This window comes from Bacillus sp. RO2 (assembly GCF_012911845.1).
Taxonomy (GTDB): Bacteria; Bacillota; Bacilli; order Bacillales; family Bacillaceae_I; genus Sutcliffiella_A.
In genome coordinates this window covers 72,184-91,109 of record NZ_JAAXCU010000038.1, presented here as the reverse complement: position 1 = coordinate 91,109, position 18,926 = coordinate 72,184, and the positions used below count along the sequence as shown (strand labels likewise).

19 protein-coding genes and 1 pseudogene are annotated in these 18,926 nt (G+C 41.1%); 4 read left to right on the top strand and 16 right to left on the bottom strand.

Annotation, left to right across the window (positions count from 1 at the left end):
* Window positions 1-36: 36 nt before the first annotated feature.
* A complete protein-coding gene (locus tag HF078_RS09635) occupies window positions 37-237 on the top strand; it encodes an alpha/beta-type small acid-soluble spore protein (protein WP_148989714.1) in 201 nt (66 codons plus the stop codon).
* 143 nt (window positions 238-380) lie between these two features.
* The gene (locus tag HF078_RS09630) at window positions 381-1,460 is read left to right on the top strand and encodes an FAD-dependent oxidoreductase (protein ID WP_169290958.1); all 1,080 of its coding nucleotides are present in this window, start codon (window positions 381-383) and stop codon (window positions 1,458-1,460) included.
* Between the two features lie 549 nt (window positions 1,461-2,009).
* Here the strand turns inward: HF078_RS09630 and HF078_RS09625 are convergent.
* The 6 genes and pseudogenes from HF078_RS09625 to HF078_RS09605 all read right to left on the bottom strand — a co-directional run bounded on the left by HF078_RS09625 (window position 2,010) and on the right by HF078_RS09605 (window position 8,261).
* Window positions 2,010-2,753, bottom strand: a complete 744-nt coding sequence (locus tag HF078_RS09625) for an amino acid ABC transporter ATP-binding protein (protein ID WP_169290957.1) — start codon at window positions 2,751-2,753, stop codon at window positions 2,010-2,012.
* 40 nt (window positions 2,754-2,793) lie between these two features.
* The gene (locus HF078_RS09620; RefSeq protein ID WP_169290990.1) at window positions 2,794-3,495 is read right to left on the bottom strand and encodes an amino acid ABC transporter permease; all 702 of its coding nucleotides are present in this window, start codon (window positions 3,493-3,495) and stop codon (window positions 2,794-2,796) included.
* The gene (locus tag HF078_RS09615) at window positions 3,482-4,300 is read right to left on the bottom strand and encodes an amino acid ABC transporter substrate-binding protein (protein WP_169290956.1); all 819 of its coding nucleotides are present in this window, start codon (window positions 4,298-4,300) and stop codon (window positions 3,482-3,484) included. The genes HF078_RS09620 and HF078_RS09615 overlap by 14 nt, the downstream gene beginning before the upstream one ends.
* Window positions 4,301-4,471: 171 nt before the next feature.
* Complete coding sequence (locus tag HF078_RS21285; protein WP_481748009.1) at window positions 4,472-5,263, bottom strand: ABC transporter ATP-binding protein; 792 nt, start codon at window positions 5,261-5,263, stop codon at window positions 4,472-4,474.
* An 84-nt stretch (window positions 5,264-5,347) separates the two neighbouring features.
* Window positions 5,348-6,367 (bottom strand): annotated as a pseudogene (locus HF078_RS21280) (ABC transporter transmembrane domain-containing protein); the annotation flags it as partial.
* Between the two features lie 142 nt (window positions 6,368-6,509).
* Window positions 6,510-8,261: an ABC transporter ATP-binding protein gene (locus HF078_RS09605; protein WP_169290955.1), complete on the bottom strand. Its 1,752-nt coding sequence runs from the start codon at window positions 8,259-8,261 to the stop codon at window positions 6,510-6,512.
* Between the two features lie 803 nt (window positions 8,262-9,064).
* Here HF078_RS09605 and HF078_RS09600 point away from each other — a divergent pair.
* Window positions 9,065-9,265 carry a cold-shock protein gene (locus HF078_RS09600; protein WP_010198513.1) on the top strand — a complete coding sequence of 67 codons (201 nt, stop codon included), beginning with the start codon at window positions 9,065-9,067 and terminating at the stop codon, window positions 9,263-9,265.
* Window positions 9,266-9,458: 193 nt separating this feature from the next.
* Window positions 9,459-10,691: an NO-inducible flavohemoprotein gene (gene hmpA, locus HF078_RS09595; RefSeq protein ID WP_169290954.1), complete on the top strand. Its 1,233-nt coding sequence runs from the start codon at window positions 9,459-9,461 to the stop codon at window positions 10,689-10,691.
* A gap of 162 nt (window positions 10,692-10,853) precedes the next feature.
* Here hmpA and thiE read toward each other — a convergent pair whose 3' ends face one another.
* From thiE to HF078_RS09545, 10 genes are read right to left on the bottom strand one after another with little or no spacing between them, the layout of a single operon-like run.
* Window positions 10,854-11,501, bottom strand: coding sequence for a thiamine phosphate synthase (gene thiE, locus HF078_RS09590; RefSeq protein WP_169290953.1), 648 nt, complete (start codon window positions 11,499-11,501; stop codon window positions 10,854-10,856).
* On the bottom strand, window positions 11,498-12,301 hold the full coding sequence (thiD, locus tag HF078_RS09585) for a bifunctional hydroxymethylpyrimidine kinase/phosphomethylpyrimidine kinase (protein WP_169290952.1): 804 nt from the start codon (window positions 12,299-12,301) through the stop codon (window positions 11,498-11,500). Before thiD ends, thiE begins: the two co-directional genes overlap by 4 nt.
* Window positions 12,302-12,316: 15 nt before the next feature.
* Window positions 12,317-13,345, bottom strand: a complete 1,029-nt coding sequence (locus tag HF078_RS09580) for a thiazole biosynthesis adenylyltransferase ThiF (protein ID WP_169290951.1) — start codon at window positions 13,343-13,345, stop codon at window positions 12,317-12,319.
* Window positions 13,345-14,112 (bottom strand): thiazole synthase, encoded by a 768-nt coding sequence (locus HF078_RS09575; protein ID WP_169290950.1) that lies wholly within the window; start codon window positions 14,110-14,112, stop codon window positions 13,345-13,347. The genes HF078_RS09580 and HF078_RS09575 overlap by 1 nt, the downstream gene beginning before the upstream one ends.
* A gap of 1 nt (window position 14,113) precedes the next feature.
* Complete coding sequence (gene thiS, locus HF078_RS09570; protein ID WP_169290949.1) at window positions 14,114-14,317, bottom strand: sulfur carrier protein ThiS; 204 nt, start codon at window positions 14,315-14,317, stop codon at window positions 14,114-14,116.
* On the bottom strand, window positions 14,318-15,448 hold the full coding sequence (gene thiO, locus HF078_RS09565) for a glycine oxidase ThiO (RefSeq protein WP_169290948.1): 1,131 nt from the start codon (window positions 15,446-15,448) through the stop codon (window positions 14,318-14,320). It abuts the gene before it with no gap.
* Window positions 15,445-16,059: a thiazole tautomerase TenI gene (gene tenI / locus HF078_RS09560; protein WP_169290947.1), complete on the bottom strand. Its 615-nt coding sequence runs from the start codon at window positions 16,057-16,059 to the stop codon at window positions 15,445-15,447. Before tenI ends, thiO begins: the two co-directional genes overlap by 4 nt.
* Before the next feature lie 30 nt (window positions 16,060-16,089).
* Window positions 16,090-16,884 carry an energy-coupling factor transporter transmembrane component T family protein gene (locus tag HF078_RS09555; RefSeq protein ID WP_169290946.1) on the bottom strand — a complete coding sequence of 265 codons (795 nt, stop codon included), beginning with the start codon at window positions 16,882-16,884 and terminating at the stop codon, window positions 16,090-16,092.
* Window positions 16,865-18,322: an ABC transporter ATP-binding protein gene (locus HF078_RS09550; RefSeq protein WP_169290945.1), complete on the bottom strand. Its 1,458-nt coding sequence runs from the start codon at window positions 18,320-18,322 to the stop codon at window positions 16,865-16,867. Before HF078_RS09550 ends, HF078_RS09555 begins: the two co-directional genes overlap by 20 nt.
* A gap of 9 nt (window positions 18,323-18,331) precedes the next feature.
* Entirely contained in the window at window positions 18,332-18,913 is a 582-nt protein-coding gene (locus tag HF078_RS09545; RefSeq protein ID WP_169290944.1) for an ECF transporter S component, read from the bottom strand.
* Window positions 18,914-18,926: the final 13 nt, after the last annotated feature.

Below are 18,926 nucleotides of genomic sequence, written 5' to 3'. Positions count from 1 at the left end.
CAGCCAAAACTATATTACGAGGAGATGAATCACATCATGGCAAGCAGAAACAATTCGTCAAATCAATTAGTAGCACCTGGAGCTCAAGCAGCTATCGACCAAATGAAGTACGAAATCGCAACTGAGTTTGGAGTTAGTCTTGGTGCAGAAACAACTGCTCGCGCTAACGGATCTGTTGGTGGAGAAATCACTAAGCGTCTAGTTCAAATGGCTGAGCAATCCCTAGGCGGAAGATAAGTTTTCGTTTTTATGTAGCAACATAATTTTATATGTATGGCTAGAGGCACCTCATCATCTGGGGTGCCTTGCTTATTTTTGGCTATGAAAACTTCTCTACGTTAAAATATATGTAAAATAAAAATATGAAGGTGTGGATAGCGTTGAATATTGTTCTAGTTGGTGGAGGCCACGCCCACTTAAAGTGTTTATTAGACATAAAAATGAACAAGCCTTTTCCCAATCAGAATGTTTTATTAATATCACCTGATAGGTATCAATATTACTCAGGTATGTTCTCAGGCTATACCGAAGGCCTGTACTCTATTGATGAAATTAGAATTGATTTAAAAAACATGTCTGAAAAGGCAGGAGTAACATTTATTGAAGATAAAGTTACGGAGGTTTCTGTTTCTGATAAAACACTCATGACAAAGGCTGGGACCAGTATTCCTTTCAGTGTTGTTTCATTTGATACTGGCTCATTCGTAGAGGGACCGTCCTCTTTTAAGGATTATCTTGTCCAAATTAAACCCAATTATCTTTTTGCAAACAAAATGAAGGAATTCCGGGAAGTTGAATTTCCAGTAGTGGTTGGGGGCGGATCTTCAGGGGTGGAAATTGCCTTGGCTATTACAGCTTGGAGGAAAAAGAACGGCTTTCCTAGTAATGTCGCGCTAATTACTTCCTCAAAGCTGTTGACCGCTTCCTCTAGGAAAGCCTCCAATTTAATAAGGGGAATTGCTTTGAAAAAAGGACTTTCAGTAATAGAGGATGATAGTGTAGCGAATATGGATGGGAGTCATGTTATCACAAAAAACGGTAGAAGTCTCCCTCACTCCCGCGTTCTGTGGTTGACTGGCCCAAGCTCACCAGACATCTTTAAGAAAAGTTCGCTTCCTTGTGATAGGAATGGTTTTCTCTTGGCTGAAAGGACCCTTCAAGCGAAAGGGCTGCCGTTTATTTTTGGAGCAGGTGATTGTATAACACTAGAAGCGTTTCCTGACCTTCCTAAAAACGGGGTATATGCAGTGAGGCAAGCTGAGTTGCTTTGGAAAAACATCAAAAGCTATATAAATGGAGAAGAGTGTTCTACATTCACTCCTCAACGTCATTTTCTATCGTTACTATCAACAGGTAATAAAGAAGCCTTACTCCAATACGGACGCTTTAGCGCTCACAATAAGCTGGCATGGAAGCTGAAAAATAAGATTGACGCAGACTATATGAAAAAGTACATTTGATGTGATTTGTTTGGTAAGTTCAATTGTCCGAAGATTTTTGATTTTTGACCAAAGATTTTCCAAAGTTGACTGAAGTTTTTGGGAAAGTGACCGAAGATTTCGTGATTTTGACCGAACGAAATTTTGAGGTGTCCGAAGGTATGGGAAAGGTGACCGAACACATACTTAGAATTGACCGAAGCCCTTAGGAATTTGGGATGAAAGTGTCCGAACCAAGGGGAGAAATGACCGAACGCTTTTTATTATGCATCAAAACCAAGTTTTTCACAAAAATCACCGTGATTTTAATAATCACCTGAAATAAGGAGGCGGAGTATCCAAATATGTCCAACCCTAATTGCCTAAAACCACTTTTAGTAAGATCAAAAGCGATGATAAATGAGCTGAAATTTAAGATATCATTGTAAATTGACCAAATGTCAAAAGATTTAGGGATACTTAACCGAACTATAAATCACAGCTTTTTCATCTCTTAAATCAATAGACCAGCCAAGCTAAAGCTAAATGAAATCCCCGTCACTTTTACAAGTAACGGGGATTTTTCTCCATTTAAACTCCACTTTCAATCATACGTAAGAATTGCTTCGTTCTATCTGCTTTGGGGTTCTCAAATATATCAGTAGGTTTCCCCTTCTCGACAATTTTGCCATCATCCATGAAAATTACTTCATCTGCCACTTCCTTGGCAAACTTCATTTCATGGGTAACGACCACCATTGTCATCCCTTCTTGTGCCAGTTCCTTCATTACTCTTAACACTTCACCGACAAGTTCGGGATCTAGTGCAGAGGTAGGTTCATCAAATAGCATCACTTTAGGTTCCATAGCAAGTGCACGGGCAATTCCTACACGTTGCTGCTGACCACCGGAAAGCTGAAAAGGATAAAAATCCAGTTTATCTCCAAGTCCTACCTTTTCAAGCAACTTCCTAGCGCGTTCTTCCACCTTAGCTTTTGCTTCTTTCTTTACCGTAATCGGACCTTCCATTACATTCTGTAGGGCTGTCATGTGAGGGAATAGATTATAACTTTGAAAGACCATTCCAGTTAGTCTTCTAAAGCTTGCAATCTTGTTGGAAGATACCTTTTCAGCAAAATCTAGTGCCTGCTGATCAATCTCCACCTTACCGGAAGTAGGAGTTTCTAGTATATTCAAGCAACGCAAAAGGGTTGTTTTACCGGATCCAGATGGACCTATTACCACTACCACCTTGCCTTGCTCCACGTTTAAATCAATGCCTTTTAATACTTCTAAATCTCCAAATTGCTTATATAAGCTCTGTACTGAAATCATATCTTGAGCTCCTTTATTAATGGCTGTTTTATTAGCTAAACTATTTTGCAACATATCTGTCCAATCGACGTTCAACTCTTCCTTGTAAAAGGGATAAGCAAAAACAGATTACCCAGTAAATCGCCCCTGCTTGCGCATAGAGCAACAAGAATTCGTAGTTAGTCGCAGCAATCTGTTGTGCCACCCTGAACATTTCTGTTACAAGAATTAAGGAAGCAAGAGAGGTATCCTTCACCAAACTAATAAAAGAATTGGACAATGGCGGAATCGAAACCCGTGCCGCCTGAGGTAATATGATTCTTCTAAGTGCTTGAGGATAACTCATCCCCATGGAATAAGCCGCTTCCCATTGTCCTTTTGGCGTTGAAAGGATTGCTGCTCGGATTATTTCTGATGCATATGCCCCAACATTCAACGAAAACGCAATTACTGCTGCTGGAAATGAATCAATGGTAACCCCGATGGATGGCAATCCATAGAAAATAAAAAATAATTGCACTAAAAGAGGAGTACCCCTAATAATCGAGACATAAATTCTAGCTACAATCTGTAATGGATTAACCGGCGATATTCTTGCCAAAGCCGTTAATACGGCTATCATCAACCCAAAACTGAAGGAAAGGAGCGTCAATGGAATTGTATTAGACAAAGCTCCCTTCAACAAAGGAAGAAGGGAGCTTTGTGCGATTGTCATCCATCTATCTAAACGTTCTGGATCTGTCAGGATATTAGTTAAGTACATTTTCACCAAACCATTTCTCTGAAATTTCTTCATACGTGCCGTCTTCAATAATTTCTGCAAGTGCTTTATTTACCGCTTCTACTAACTCATCACTACCTTTTCGGAACATCAAGCCACTTTGTGCAGCATCGTCCGCTTCATCGACAATTTTGATTGCCGCATTAGGACGGTTTTTTTGGAAATCAAGAACCGATAACTTATCATTGATTGTTACATCTACTCGGTTAGAGTTGATTAGTTCGATTGCTTGGTTAAAACCATCTACTCCTTCGATTTCCGCTTTATACTCACGGGCAATGTCTGCATAGTTACTTGTTAATGATTGAGCTGATTTCTTACCTTCAATGTCTTCAAAGCTTTTGATTTCTTCATTGTCTTCTTTCGTAACAAGTACAGCAGCTGATGTAATATAGTGGTCAGAGAAATCGTATTTCTCTAAGCGGTCTTCACGAATACCCACTTGGTTGGCAATCATATCAAAACGCTTTGAATCAAGACCAGCAAACATAGCATCCCATTGCGTTTCCATGAACTTTACTTCTACACCCATTTTTTCAGCAATCGCTTCTGCAATTTCTACATCAAAGCCTGTCAACTTTCCAGACTCATCGTGGAATGTGAAAGGAGGGTATGTACCTTCCGTCCCAACTAGAAGTTCCCCTTCTTCTTCCACCTTTCTTAGAAGATTGTCCGTTTCCTCTTTCGGAGCTTCTCCTGTAGCACCATTATTATTTGTTGTACCACATGCAGTTAACACTACCGCAGCTAGTAAAAGTAATGTGAATATAGATAAAATTTTCTTCATTCTGTTAAACCCCCAGTATTCTTATATGAATTATTTTTATTGCAACATACTGTATAGTATAAGAAGTCTTGAAGCTTGTCAAAGACTTTGTTTACCTTTTTATTTTCTCCCAATATCCGTAAAAATAACAAAAAGGCTACGGGGGTAATTTTCCCCCATAGCCTAATGCTCTTAGACAGCAAGGTCCTTGCTACCCTGCTGTAATTCGTACATCTGATAATACTTGCCTTTTCTCTCCATCAGTTCAGAATGGTTACCTCGCTCGACTATTTCTCCTCGATCAAGTACGAGAATTTGGTCTGCGTTCTTAATGGTAGAAAGTCGGTGGGCAATGATGAAAGTGGTTCTTCCTTTCTTCAAGACCTCCAACGCCTGCTGAATGACGGCTTCTGTTTCCGTATCAATACTTGCTGTAGCCTCATCAAGAATCAAGATGGCCGGGTCAAACGCCAACGCACGTGCGAAGGAAATCAATTGACGTTGTCCGGAAGATAACGTACTTCCTTTTTCAATGACTGGCTCCTCCAACCCTTTTGGCAATGCATTGATAAATTCCATTGCCCCTACATCTTCAAGCGCCTTTTTCACGCGATCAACGGAAATAGTTGGATCGTCTAGGCTTACATTGGAGGAAATAGTACCGGTAAACAAGAACGGATCTTGAAGGACGATTCCCATATGCTGCCTGATTGCCTGTTTAGGAAGCTCCTGAATGTTTTGACCATCAATAATGATTTTCCCTTTTTCAATATCATAAAAACGGAATAAAAGATTCATGATGGAGCTTTTACCTGATCCAGTATGACCGACCAATGCTACTGTCTCGCCTTTGGAAGCTGTAAAAGAAATATCCTTCAATACATATTCATTTTCCTTGTAACCAAACCAGACAGATTCGAAGGAGACATTCCCTTCATAGCGTGGATGTTTTACGTCGGAAACTTGAATTCCCGCTTCATCCATCAATTCAAACACTCGGGCCGCAGACACTCGTGCCTGTTCAAGGTTTGCCAATTGATTAACCATTCCGGTAATCGGGCCGAACATTCTACCTAGATAATCAACAAATGCATAAAGCACCCCTAAGGAAACGACCGTGCCAATCCCTAATGAAGCACCTCCGAAATACCAAATCACCACGACAAATGAAATATTTCTAAGTACTCCTACGAGATTATGAGATGTTAAAGCATTAAGGCTTAACAGTTTATTCTGGAAAGTGAAATGCTGTTCATTCCATCCCTCGAACTCTTCTGTTGCCTTCTTTTGACGTCTAAAAGCTTGAATAATGGTCATTCCTTGAATAGACTCATTAATATTACCGTTAATATCACTAAGAAGTGCCCGGATTTTGTGGTTATAAACAGACGCATACTTTCGATAAAAGATAAACCAGACAATAAGAATCGGGATCAAGGCCAAGCAAATTAACGCCAATCTTACGTCAAGTAAAAATAAAGCGATATAAATTCCCGTTATATAAATCAAACCAGAAAAGAAAGTCGCAAGGACTGTGACATATAACTCCTTAATCGTTTCTGTATCATTAGTGATCCTGGATACTACCTTACCAGCAGGAAGATGATCAAAATATTGGATCGGTAATTTCTGTATCTGTCCAAACACATCCTCCCTCATTTTTTGAATGATGCGGTTGGCAGATGTCTGCAGGTAATAACTTTGACCGTATTGAAAGAAAGAGGCCAATACAAGCAAACCAAAATATAATCCTACAAGATAGATGATATATTTCACTTCTGGCTGATAAAAGTTAATCAGTTCACTATTTGTCAATTTTTGAGCAGGATAGCTTTGCTCCTCTTCTCCTCTTTTGATGGTTACCTCGCCATTTTTAGCAGATCTTTCCCCATCAAAGTTGATGTCTGATGGCAGGAAATAATATTCTCTGCCGACTTGGAGAATCCTAGCCTTATTTTCTGTGGTGGCAGCGACAACTTCGCGGTCTTCCCTTCCATAGTACTTCCCATTGAAATATACTCGATTATCACCATCTTGCTCTGTTTCAATCCAAGCTTTTTCAATCCCAAGAATATGATTGTCTATCATTCTTTTTGCGATAAAAGGACCTGTCAACTCTGCTGCAACCGCAATGGACAGCATCAACAAGGCAATAATAATAACTTTCTTTTGCGTTAGTGCATATTGAAAAAGACGTTTGCCTGATTTTATTTTCTTGATTTCATTCATGTTAAAACCTCGCTCCTTTTGGCGATTGAACTTGCTGTCTTTCAAATTGTTCTTTGTACCAGCCTCCAATGGCCATCAGATGATCATGCATGCCGGACTCTACAATTTCTCCGTCCTCCAAAACAATAATCCAATCCGCATGCTGCACCCCTGACAATCGGTGAGTGGTAATGAAGGTTGTTTTTCCAGCGCGTTCATTTCTAATATTTTCAATGATAGTTGCTTCCGTTTTCGCATCGACTGCTGATAATGAGTCATCAAGTATTAATATATCAGGATCAGCAATAAGGGCTCGCGCTATGGAAATACGCTGTTTCTGTCCTCCAGATAACGATACACCTTTTTCTCCAACCAAGGTTTGCAACCCATCCGGAAGCAATTCTAGATCTTTTTCAAAAGCAGATGATCTGATCGCTTGCGCAATTTCTTCATCTGTTGCATCTTCTTTTCCAAATAAGATGTTTTCTTTAACAGACCGCGAGAATAGGATATGATCCTGTGGAACATAGCCAATCCAGCCTTGGATAGTGTGCAACCCGATTTTTTCAAGATCCACACCGTTTATACTGATGGTACCTGTACCAAGTGGATACTCTCTTAAAAGTTGCTTAATCAATGTCGTTTTCCCACTACCTGTTTTTCCTACAATTCCAAGTGTTTGCCCTGCTTTTAAGTGGAAAGAAACATTCTTTAAATTGTCCACCGTTGAAGAGGGGTATTTGAAAGTAACTTGATTAAATTCAATGATTTTAGGAGTAGAAACATCAATCGGTTCATGGTGATCACTGACATCCTCTTTGTATGCTAAGGTCTCGTTAACACGATCGAGCGATGCATTTCCCCTTTGCATGACATTAATTAATTCACCAATTGCAAACATCGGCCAAATTAACATTCCTAAATAAACGTTGAACGCCACAAGCTCCCCTAGTGTAATTGATTTATGGAAAACCAAGTATGCCCCATAGCCAAGTCCAATCAGGTAACTTGCCCCGACAAGCAATTTAATGGTCGGCTCAAAAAGTGAATCGATGATGGCAACCTTTACATTCTTCTTATACACATCATCTGTCATCTGGTGAAATCTACCTTGGTCCGCTCTTTCCTGCACATAAGCGCGTATAACACGGACTCCGGCTATTGATTCAAGCACTTTGTCATTCATATCACCAAATGCATCTTGTGCCTCTGTAAAACGCTGGTGAATTTTCTTGCCATAAATATTCATGGCAAGTGCCATTAATGGTAATGGAATAATTGCTGCTAATGTCAACTTCCAACTAATCATAAAGCCCATCGTTCCTAAAATGATCAGCATGAACACACTAGAATCAATCAGCGTTAAAACCCCGAACCCAGCTGTAGTGGAAATGGCTTTCAGATCATTCGTTGCCCTGGCCATTAAATCCCCAGTACGGTTTTTCTCATAAAAAGTAGGTGTCATCTTTAACAGATGGCCCATTAATTTTGATCTTAATGATCTTTCCACCAAGAAGGAGCTTCCAAAAAGCTGATACATCCAAGTGTATGTGATCCCATAGATGACTACCGCCAATATGGTTAGAAAAATTACATATTGCATTAATTTTTCAGGCGTAAACGCGCCTACTTGGATATCATCAATGGCCATTCCTATCATTTTTGGCGGAATAACCTCTAAGATCCCTGCAAAAATAAGTAATGCTATTGCTATTGTGTACCTCTTCCAATGTTCCTTAAAAAACCAACCCAATTTTCCTAGTACTGAAAACATAATGATAAATTCTCCCTTCTATGCTGAATTCTAGTTTCTTGCTACCCTCCATCCGAAGCCACTTTGTACATCATTAACCGAACATAAATATTTCCCATTTTGTATTCCTCCTGTTTTATATGGAAGTGTTGTTAATTCCATTAACTATTATTTTGGAAAATTATAGAAAAAAATCAAAACAAAAAGGTGGCATACCGAACGTTCCTCGGTATGCCACCTTTTTTCTCCATAAAAAAAGCACACGTCACGCCCTGATGGTGACCTGTGTATCCTACAAAGATATCCTGATACGCCTATACGTTAAAAGGAATAGATAATTCGATTAAAATACAATAACCGAATTTCTAACAGGACAGGTCACGAGATTTATTAAATTGATGGATTTACGATCTACAATTTCAATTGTCATAAACTTAATCATCATCGAACCCTCCCTTTCCTTAAAATTTGATTTAGTTTCATATAATTTCCACTTTTTAAACTTACCACCCCAGACAAGCACTTGTCAATCATCAAAATTACCAAAATTAAAATAATTTAAATATTTCATTAATGTTACATTTATTAAATTAAAAGAAGGGGTCAGACCCTCACAGGATAATTCCCACCTATATAAAAGGCACACGCACAATTGGGGTTTTGTGTTCGTGGGTTGCTATTTTTGGACTTTACTGTTATTCTTAAGAAGAATTATTTTTGTTCGGTATGTAAGGATTCAAAGTTAAGATTTAACTTTCGCCTTGATATTTCTAAGAGCAAGAATAGTAATACATTGTGTGGTAAGCACACTAGGAGGTAACAACATGTTACAAGGTACAGTAAAATGGTTTAACGCAGAAAAAGGTTTCGGATTCATCGAGCGCCAAGACGGAGACGACGTATTCGTTCACTTCTCAGCAATCCAAGGCGAAGGTTTCAAATCTTTAGAAGAAGGTCAATCTGTTACATTTGAAATCGTTCAAGGTAACCGTGGCGACCAAGCTGCTAACGTTAACAAAGCATAATTTATAGCACAGCATATAAAGGCTCCCAGCAATGGGAGCCTTTTTGTTTTGGCTTTATTCAAATTTATATCCATTGCTTAGCCTAGTTGTGACTAATTTGTTAAAGATGTATTTCACATATTACTTTTATCCCTGCTATATTTTATAATAAAGATGTATTTAAAATATATCTTTCAAATAGGGAGGCATTTCAATGTTAAGCTCGTCTACTATTCAAATTGTAAAATCCACCGCTCCAGTGTTAGCCGTAAAAGGTGAAGAAATTACAACGCATTTCTATAAGACACTATTTACCAACCACCCTGAGTTATTAAATATTTTTAATCATGCCAACCAAAAGAAAGGTCGTCAGCAAACCGCTTTGGCAAACACGATTTATGCAGCAGCTACTTACATCGATCAATTGGAAGTTCTTTTACCAGCTGTCAAACAGATTGCCCACAAACATAGAAGCTTAGCTGTTAAACCAGAGCATTATCCAATAGTCGGCGATCATTTACTTAAAGCAATCAAGGCTGTTCTTGGAGATGCAGCAACAGATGAAATTATTGCAGCATGGGGAGAAACATATGGAGTAATTGCAGATGTCTTCATTTCTGTAGAGAAGGAAATGTATGAAGCAGCAGCGCAACAAACGGGTGGCTGGGAGGATTTCAAAAAATTTGAAGTGGTGGAAAAAGTCGAGGAAAGCGAGCTCATTACTTCCTTCTACTTGAAGCCGTCCGACGGATCCACAGTCCCCTCATTCACCCCTGGACAATACATTACCATCAGACTCTCTATTCCTGGTGAAAAGAATCTATTTAACCGGCAATATAGTTTGTCGGATGCATCCAATAGTGAATTTTTTAGAATTTCTGTGAAAAAAGAATTGGGGGATCCAACTGGGGCCGTATCCAATTATCTTCACGAGCATGTGGATGTAGGAAATACAATCGAAGTGACTGCACCAGCTGGTGACTTCATTCTTAATACAAACCAAGACACACCTGTTTACTTAATTAGCGGTGGTGTTGGAATCACACCAATGCTAAGTATGTTGAAGACCCTTGCGAAAGAACAATCAGCAAGACCGACCACTTTCATTCACGCCGCCAGAAATGGCTCTATACACGCCTTTAAAGATGAGGTAAGGGAAACCATCAATATGATGGAAAACGGAAAAAAACTTTATGTTTATGAAAATCCATCAGATGAGGATGTAAGATTAGGAGCTTTCCATGAACAAGGTTACATCACGGAAAATATTTTTAAAGCGATGAACATAGAAAAAGACGCTCTTTATTATGTGTGTGGACCAGTTCCATTCATGAAGTTTATCATCTCCATGCTTGGTAAACTTGGAGTAGCGGAGGAAAACATTAATTACGAATTTTTCGGACCTTCCATTGATATCAAGAAAGAAGAAGAAGCCGTAATTAAATAATCATTGGGTGCTTGCTGCATTTTGGTAGCAGGCACTTTTTGTTCGTCTTTGTTTGGGCTCAAAAAAATACCCCTGCTCAGATTACAGAGCAGGGGACTACATGCAAACATGTTATAAAGTAAATGGTAACTTTATTATATCATTGAATAATAGTATTAGTAATTAATTTTTGACAATGTTGTGAATATGAGAAAAATCTGCGGCTGCTTCCTTAGCCGACTCCGCTTTTGAAATGGCAGAGATCACTGCGACTCCATTCGCTCCAGCCTCTAATACCTCTTCTGCATTTTCAACTGTAATACCACCAATGCCCACTATTGGGACCGTCAAACCAGCTTTCCTAATCTCACTGATTACCTCAGGCCCTTTCACTTCCCTAATGTCTTTTTTTGTGGAAGTAAAATACATGGGACCAACTCCGATGTAATCTGCGCCATCATCCACAGCCGCTGCAGCCTCTTCCACAGTGTGACAAGAAACACCGATTATCATACCAGGTGCTAGACGTTCCTCCACCACTGAAAATGATGTATCTTCTTGCCCAATATGCACGCCATCCGCTTTTACTTCCAAAGCTAAATCAATGTCATCATTCACAATAAAAGGGATATTATGCCTCTTACAGATTTCCCTAAGCTCACGTGCAAGCTTCCTTTTTTCCATCCCTACCTTGGCACCGGTCCCCTTTTCACGAAACTGAAAAAAAGTTATCCCCCCACTGATCGCTTCCTGCAGAACATCCCTTGGGTCTCGACCATTGCAATCCACACTGCCCATCACTAAGTAAACACTCAACCAATCCCTATTCATACCCCAATACCTGCTTTCCGGTATGCCCAATGATTGGTTGGACCATGACCACTACCTATTCCAAGCTCTACCTCAATGGCATGATGAATAAATCGCTTTGCAGTCAATATAGCATCCTCTGCTGTACAACCTTTTGCAAGACCTGCTGCGATGGCTGCTGCAAACGTACACCCGGTTCCATGAGTATGCCTTGTATCAATGCGCATACTTTTCATCTCAAAAAATCTATGGCCATCATAAACAAGATCCACTAACTCGTCCTCTTGCCCATGTCCACCTTTGATGACAACATGAGAAGAGCCAAGTTTATGAAGCATTCGAGCTGCTTTTTTCCTCCTGTCCATTGTATCCAACGTCATTTCGGTCAGCACTTCCGCTTCAGGGATATTTGGCGTCGTTACAGTCGCAATTGGTAAGAGTTTTTCGCGAATAGCTTTGATGGAATCATCTTGTAAAAGTCTTGCTCCACCTTTGGCTATCATGACAGGATCAACCACTACATTTCCCCAGCCGTTTTCTTTAATCTTATCGGCTACCGATTCAATAATGACGCCACTGAAAAGCATTCCAGTCTTTAATGCATCCGGTCGCAAATCCTCTGCAATGGAATTCAATTGCTCTAACACCATGCCAACAGGTATCGGATAGACGTTTTGAACCCCTAATGTGTTTTGGGCTGTAAGGGCGGTGATGGCAGACATCCCATACACATCCAGCTCCTGAAATGTTTTTATATCAGCTTGAATGCCAGCCCCTCCGCCACTATCGGAACCTGCTATTGTTAATACTTTTGCTACCATAACCTTCTCCCACCCTTAACCTAAATATCGGTGATACAATGTTTTTGCCCTAGCAATATCTTTTGTTCCATGAACTAGCACTCTACCGTCCTGGAAAGCTACCAAGCGATGGCTTTCTACTTGAAAAGCTATCAAATATGGATTAGCTTCTACATTTATACCTTGGGATGACAAAAGTTCTTTAACACCCTTCAGACTCCTGCCTCCAGGAAAAGTTTCCGCTGGCCTTATCTGAACAGAATCCCTTCCGCAGAGGACAGCCGTTTTCGTCTGATTTTCAAAAGATAGATGGGGATAAACCCTACTTTCTCCACAGCTTAGGCACTTAGGGTCCTTTAATTTTTCTACATTCAAGGAAACATACTGATTCTTCCACAGATCAAAGGAAACAAGTTTTCTATTGCAGTCTCCAAGGTTCCCGGATAATATTTTTAATGACTCTGCAACTTGATGCGCAACTACCATTCCCACAGCCGGAGTAATAATTCCAACTGTATCGCAGGTTGCTCCTCCTAGTGGAACGGTTTTCAGTAAACACTGCAAGCAGGGAGTTTCCCCTGGAAAAATGGTGAAAGTGATGCCGTAGCTCCCCACACACGCCCCATATATCCACGGGATCTCATGCTTTTGACTAATATCATTCATAATCATGCGAATATCAAAGTTATCGGTCGCATCAAGCAACAGGTCAAAACTCTCCTTTTTCACTAGCGTATCCAACAGTTCTGTAGTCACATCCGCAACCTGCGCATCTATTTCCACTTCTGAATTGATCTGCTGCAGCCGCTCTTTTGCTGCCACTGCTTTTGGAAGCTTTTCATGTGCATCCTGCTCGGAATAAAGTTGTTGGCGTTGCAGATTGCTCCACTCCACATAATCCCTGTCTATTATCGTGAGCTTTCCGACTCCCGCTCTTACTAATGCCTCCGCATTTCCTGTACCCAACGCCCCTGCACCGATGAGCAACACATGTTTGTCACCGATGCTTTTTTGGCCGTCCAATCCAATCGGTGCGAACAGAGTCTGTCGTGAATATCGGTCCATTACCCAACACTCATTCCTTCATTTGGGCTGCTGGCTGTCGCGTAACGTTTCTTTTCCATTCTTCCAGCCTCATATCCGAGACGCCCAGCTTCAATCGCAAGTTTCATGGCCTCTGCCATTTTTACAGGATCTTTTGCTGCTGAAACAGCCGTGTTCAAGAGCACTCCATCCGCTCCCAATTCCATGGCTTTCGCTGCATCTGCAGGGGAACCTATCCCTGCATCCACGATAACCGGCACATGGGATTGTTCGATAATAAAGCCCAAGTTCAACTCGTTAATGATTCCTTGTCCAGAGCCGATTGGGGAGGCGCCTGGCATAATGGCGTGGGCACCAAGCTCTTCTAGTTTTCTAGCAAGCACGACATCATCTGAAGTGTATGGTAGAACCGTAAAGCCTTCTTTTAATAGTTCTTCCGTGGCCTTCAACGTCTCTACTGGATCTGGCAGTAGTGTTTTCCAACAACCGATGACTTCCACTTTGATCATGTCGCACAGACCAGAAGCCTTCGCAAGCTTGGCAATCCTTACAGCTTCTTCGGCCGTTTTAGCACCTGCTGTGTTTGGTAACAGCGTATATTTCTCTAAATCCAATTTTTCTAAAAAGTTTGGCTGACTTGCTTCGAAAATGTTCATCCTTCTAACCGCAAATGTCAGTATTTCCGAACCTGAAACATCCACCGCTTTCTTTTGAATATCAAAGTCTGGGTACTTCCCTGTTCCTAACAACAATCTCGAATTAAATGAATATGAACCAATTTTCAACATATTAACCGCCTCCTACGAAATGTACTAATTCGAATTGATCTCCATCTTGCACACTTACCGCTACATGTTGTTCCTTTTGTAAAATCTCTTTGTTCTTTTCCACTATGACTACCTTCTGATCCAGCTGAAAATGCTCTAACAAATTCGATACAGTCTTCACGGATTCTGGAATTTCAATAGCTTCACCATTAATAATCAACTTCATCTACTCACCCCTTGCATATTCTTTTAATCTATCTATCTTGAATGCTTCCATGTAAGCTGGCATAGGCGCATCCTTCATCATTTTAGTTACAAGTTTCCCTGTGATAGGTGATAGTAGGATCCCATTACGATAATGACCGGTTGCGATAATGAGATTCTTAAACTTCGGATGCTGCCCGAGATATGGGAGGCCATCCCCCGTTTGAGGTCGTATCCCCGACCAGGATCGTTCAAAAGTGGCACTTTTCAAAGTCGGAAGCACACCGGCAGCCTCCTCCATTAACTGAAAAAGCCCTCCTACCGTAACATTCTCGGAAAAAGTGTCAGGTATCATCGTCGCTCCAATAACCAGTCTGTTTCCACTCTTCGGAACAAGGTAACAGCTTTCAGTAAAAATAGTACTTGTGAGCAATGGTCGATCTGTGACGACAGAGAAGCACTCCCCCTTTACTGGATAAGCAGGAACACGCACACCACACTCCTTAAGCAGCCTTTTACTCCAAGCACCTGCTGCCACTACTATATTTTCCCCGTGAAAAATTCCATTGTTGGTTTCCACACCTCTAACGGTACCTCCATCCATGATTAGCGAGTACACCTCTACATACTCTTTCACTTCCGCTCCAAGGTTTACCGCCGATTTCGCAAATGCTTGTGTCAGTCGTTCGGGGTGGACATGACCATCCATCGGAATATTCATTGCCCCCAACAAAGCCTGAGAAAGTTGCTCCTCCCTTTCTACTACTTGTTCTGTATCAAGCCATTCTGCCCTCTCCCCTAATTTTTGTTGGAAGGCAATCATACTTCTCAGGTGCCGAGCCTCTTCCTCATTCCTTGCAAGTTTCAGCATCCCTTTCTGCACAAGCTCTATGTCGATACCCGATTGCTCTTTCAATTCGTATTGAAGCGAAGGAAACATGGCCCGGCTTTCTTTGGCAATATCAAAAAGAGGGCCTTCTTCTGTCATTTCCACTTGTGCTCCGAGCATACCGGCTGCTGCACTCGATGCCTTCCCTCCCAGCTTCTCCCTTTCCAAAAGCAATACTCGTTTTCCATCACGAGCAAGATAGTAAGCAATAGAACAGCCGTTAACACCACCACCGATAATTATTGCGTCATAGCTTTTGTTCATCCAATCTCCTCCTTTTCGACAAGCAAAGCTGCTTGAAAGGCTTTAGCTGCATGACCGCTATCTACTGCATCCATGATCCCTGACATGACTGCGATTCCGGAAGCACCGCACACTTTAAGCTCTTGTAGTTTGTCGGGGGTTATACCACCTATGGCAATAACGGGAATCTTTATTGACCTAGTTAGTTTTCTTAATTCCATCAGGCCTTTAGGTACCAAACCCTGCTTGGAAGTAGTGGAATAGATATGGCCATATAGGATAAAATCTGCTCCGTCCTTTTCTGCCTGCATGGCTTCTTCATAACTATGTACTGACTTACCAACTCTCAGTTCAGAAAAATTTCTGCGAATCTCGGAAACTCCCAGACTGTGATGGGCCAGTTGTACTCCACCGGTATTAAGTACATGGGCAACATCGACACGATCGTTTATGATGATTTTCCTAGGCGGGATCCCTGATCTAATCAGCTCATCCACTAACTCATAGATCTCCATTGCACTTCGGTGTTTTTCTCTTACATGGATGAAATCCACTGACTCATGGACTTCGCACATAATGGCAACAAGGTCTTCCTTTGTTTTTTTCCCATCCGTAATAAGATGTAATTGCAATGATCCTCCCCCTTACTAGAATTAGTTCAGCTACCCGCTATATCTGACATCCGTTACCGGTACATAGGGTAGCCTGATGCCAAAATATAAAGACAAAGCTATCATGAACAGAATTAATAATAGAAACCAAAAATCCATCCGTGAGTAGCTCATCTCATAGTAAAAGGTCCGCTCTCCTTGTCGACTGAATCGCTTCGCTTCCATGGCCACTGCAATTCGATGTGCTCGTCTAATGCTCTGGGAAAGTAAAGGGATGCTGTAAAAATAAACCTTTTTCAATAAACTGCCCTTTTGCTCTACTCCCCTTACAATCAGCGCCTTCCTTAGGGTAAGAAACTCCTCCATGATTAACGGTAGGAGACGAATCCCCGCCATAAAGCTATAAGCATATTTCGGCGGTAGCTTCCACTGTTGCATTAAGGAATAGAATAAATAAACAGGCTGGGTCGTCAAGGCGAATATCAGCCCGCAAAATGCAAATGTAAGTGAACGTAAACCTAAGTGAACTCCTCGATAAAAACTTTCCTCTGATACGTTTATTAATCCGAATTCTAACCAGGTTGTATTTCCCTTTCCAAACAGCACCATGGAGACTGCAGATGTGAAAAATAAGAAGACAAACGGAATCAGTAAAAGAAGCTTCAGCTTATAGGTTTGCCCCGTCATTAATAGATAGACCAACAATAGTATTCCGGTTAAGTTCAGCATCACATTGATGTTATGAATGAATAGGACACCAATAAATAAAAAGACCATCGCAAGAAGCTTGAAGCTTGGATTTATTTCATGCATCCACGTTTTGTTTTTATATAGCTCCAACTGCATCCTTTTCTCCCCTGCCTCTTAGTCTCTCATTACTCCTCTTATCTATTAGAACACCATTTTTTACTGTCCAGATAGTGTCTGAAAACTCTGCTACAATATGTTCATCATGGGTGACCATTAAGATTGCGACGCCTGCTTCCTTTAGTCCTTCCAACCATTCGAGCATGGCAAACGTATTTCTGCTGTCCTGTCCGAATGTCGGTTCATCCAACAGAAGGATACTCGGCTGGTGAATGACAGCTGCCGCTACGCTCAGCCTGCGTTTTTGGCCGAGGGAGAGTTGATAAGGATGGTGATGACGCACTTGATCTAGTTGAAAAAGTCTAAGCATTTCCTCTACTTTTTCTAAAACCAACTCTTCATCCAATTTCTTTAGGCGCAGTGTATAGGCTACTTCCGCTTCCACCGATTTAGTAACAAATTGGAATTCAGGATTTTGAAAAACGAAGGTAATCAGGTCAGTGGGAATGTTTTTGACCTTTTCTCCATTGATTTCGAGAGTGCCTTCCGTCTTTAACAGCTTCATGAACGATTCGAGCAAGGTGCTTTTTCCTGCGCCATTTTCCCCTATAACAGAAATCCATTCGCCCTTACAAATTTCCGCTTCGTCCACGTAAATCTTTTTTTCCTTGCCACGAAATCCTGACAATTCCTTCACTTTTAACACGGGTTCAACCGTTATGTTACCTTTTGAAAATTTTTTTCTTGTGTTCAAATAACTCTCCCAAGAACCTGGGTACCAAATGCCATATTCGTTTAGTAAGGTAGTGGACTTGCCAAATATATTAGCACTTGCGCCATCAGCAACAATTTTCCCATGCGAATCTAATACGATGATTCTCTCTACAAAGTCTAGAAGATGCTCCACTTTATGTTCCACAATGATGACTGTTTTATCATTTGCCACTTTCTTAATGGTGTCCCAAACTCCCCTGGTACCATCTGGATCTAATAACGCGGTCGGTTCATCCAAAAAGAGCACATCTGGCTCCATCGAGAGGACGGAAGCAATGGCAAGCCGTTGCTTCATCCCTCCAGAGAGTTGTTGTATCTTCGTGTGGGGATTAGTCAAGTGTAACCCCACCAAATTTAAAGCTTCGGCTATTCTGCTCTGCATCTTCCTTTTTGGTACAGCGAGGTTTTCTAGTACAAACGCTAACTCTTCATCCACATACGGCATACAAAACTGTGCATCCGGGTCTTGAAAGACATAGCCCCATGATTCTGACAAAGTTTGTTCCTCTACAAGCATCGGCACTTCCACCACATTCGGAATCAGCCCTGCCAAAACTTGAATAAGTGTAGATTTACCGCTTCCGGAGGATCCTAGGATTAATACCTTTTCCCCTTTTTTGATCTCAATGGACAAGTCATCAAATAACCGTTCTCCACCTGGATATTTCAGTCTTAAATGGTTTAATTGTATGATTGGCTCCATTTCTGCCTCCTATTGCTTTAAAGAATCATAATCTTCCTTGTTCACTGGTCTAAGAAGACTTGTTACTCCCGTTGCCTCCAGCGCTTTTACCAAAATATAAGCAAGACCTCCTGCTAGAAGGACCGCTCCGATTAAACGGAAAGAAATCAGCAATGCCACATTCCACCATACATAATCAAACAGGTATCCTCTGAAAAGGTCCAATAACAGCGAGCCGACACCTGCTGCTGCACCTGCAAGAGATGCAACAAGCAAATCAAACCGTCTATACCGGAAAGCCATGAAAACCAATTCTGCAAATAGGCCTTGTATCACGCCATATATCAGAACCATCAATCCATATTCCGAACCGACCAAAAATTCACCAGATGCCGCTGCCACTTCCGCAAGAAAAGCGACACCCGCTTTCCTGATCAAAAGATAAGCAACAGTGGCAGCAATAAACCACATCCCATATGTTAATTCTTGAAGCTGCAATCCAAATGGCGCCAACACGTTATAAACCGGAGCCCAAATTTTATATACAATCCCAAATACCAATGCAATAATGACTGTCACCAATATATCTGTAAGTTTTAATCCTTTGTTCATATGCTTTCCCCTC

Bases quoted from the DNA above. Each gene is read 5' to 3' on its own strand.
- HF078_RS09625 (WP_169290957.1), bottom strand. From the start codon at position 2,753: ATGATTTCAGTACAGAGCTTATATAAGCAATTTGGAGATTTAGAAGTA.
- HF078_RS09615 (WP_169290956.1), bottom strand. From the start codon at position 4,300: ATGAAGAAAATTTTATCTATATTCACATTACTTTTACTAGCTGCGGTA.
- HF078_RS09635 (WP_148989714.1), top strand. From the start codon at position 37: ATGGCAAGCAGAAACAATTCGTCAAATCAATTAGTAGCACCTGGAGCT.
- HF078_RS09575 (WP_169290950.1), bottom strand. From the start codon at position 14,112: ATGTTGAAAATTGGTTCATATTCATTTAATTCGAGATTGTTGTTAGGA.
- thiO (WP_169290948.1), bottom strand. From the start codon at position 15,448: ATGAACAAAAGCTATGACGCAATAATTATCGGTGGTGGTGTTAACGGC.
- hmpA (WP_169290954.1), top strand. From the start codon at position 9,459: ATGTTAAGCTCGTCTACTATTCAAATTGTAAAATCCACCGCTCCAGTG.
- thiS (WP_169290949.1), bottom strand. From the start codon at position 14,317: ATGAAGTTGATTATTAATGGTGAAGCTATTGAAATTCCAGAATCCGTG.
- HF078_RS21285 (WP_481748009.1), bottom strand. From the start codon at position 5,263: ATGGATGAAGCGGGAATTCAAGTTTCCGACGTAAAACATCCACGCTAT.
- thiD (WP_169290952.1), bottom strand. From the start codon at position 12,301: ATGGTAGCAAAAGTATTAACAATAGCAGGTTCCGATAGTGGCGGAGGG.
- HF078_RS09605 (WP_169290955.1), bottom strand. From the start codon at position 8,261: ATGTTTTCAGTACTAGGAAAATTGGGTTGGTTTTTTAAGGAACATTGG.
- HF078_RS09555 (WP_169290946.1), bottom strand. From the start codon at position 16,884: ATGCAGTTGGAGCTATATAAAAACAAAACGTGGATGCATGAAATAAAT.
- HF078_RS09545 (WP_169290944.1), bottom strand. From the start codon at position 18,913: ATGAACAAAGGATTAAAACTTACAGATATATTGGTGACAGTCATTATT.
- HF078_RS09550 (WP_169290945.1), bottom strand. From the start codon at position 18,322: ATGGAGCCAATCATACAATTAAACCATTTAAGACTGAAATATCCAGGT.
- thiE (WP_169290953.1), bottom strand. From the start codon at position 11,501: ATGAATAGGGATTGGTTGAGTGTTTACTTAGTGATGGGCAGTGTGGAT.
- HF078_RS09620 (WP_169290990.1), bottom strand. From the start codon at position 3,495: ATGTACTTAACTAATATCCTGACAGATCCAGAACGTTTAGATAGATGG.
- HF078_RS09580 (WP_169290951.1), bottom strand. From the start codon at position 13,345: ATGGACCGATATTCACGACAGACTCTGTTCGCACCGATTGGATTGGAC.
- HF078_RS09600 (WP_010198513.1), top strand. From the start codon at position 9,065: ATGTTACAAGGTACAGTAAAATGGTTTAACGCAGAAAAAGGTTTCGGA.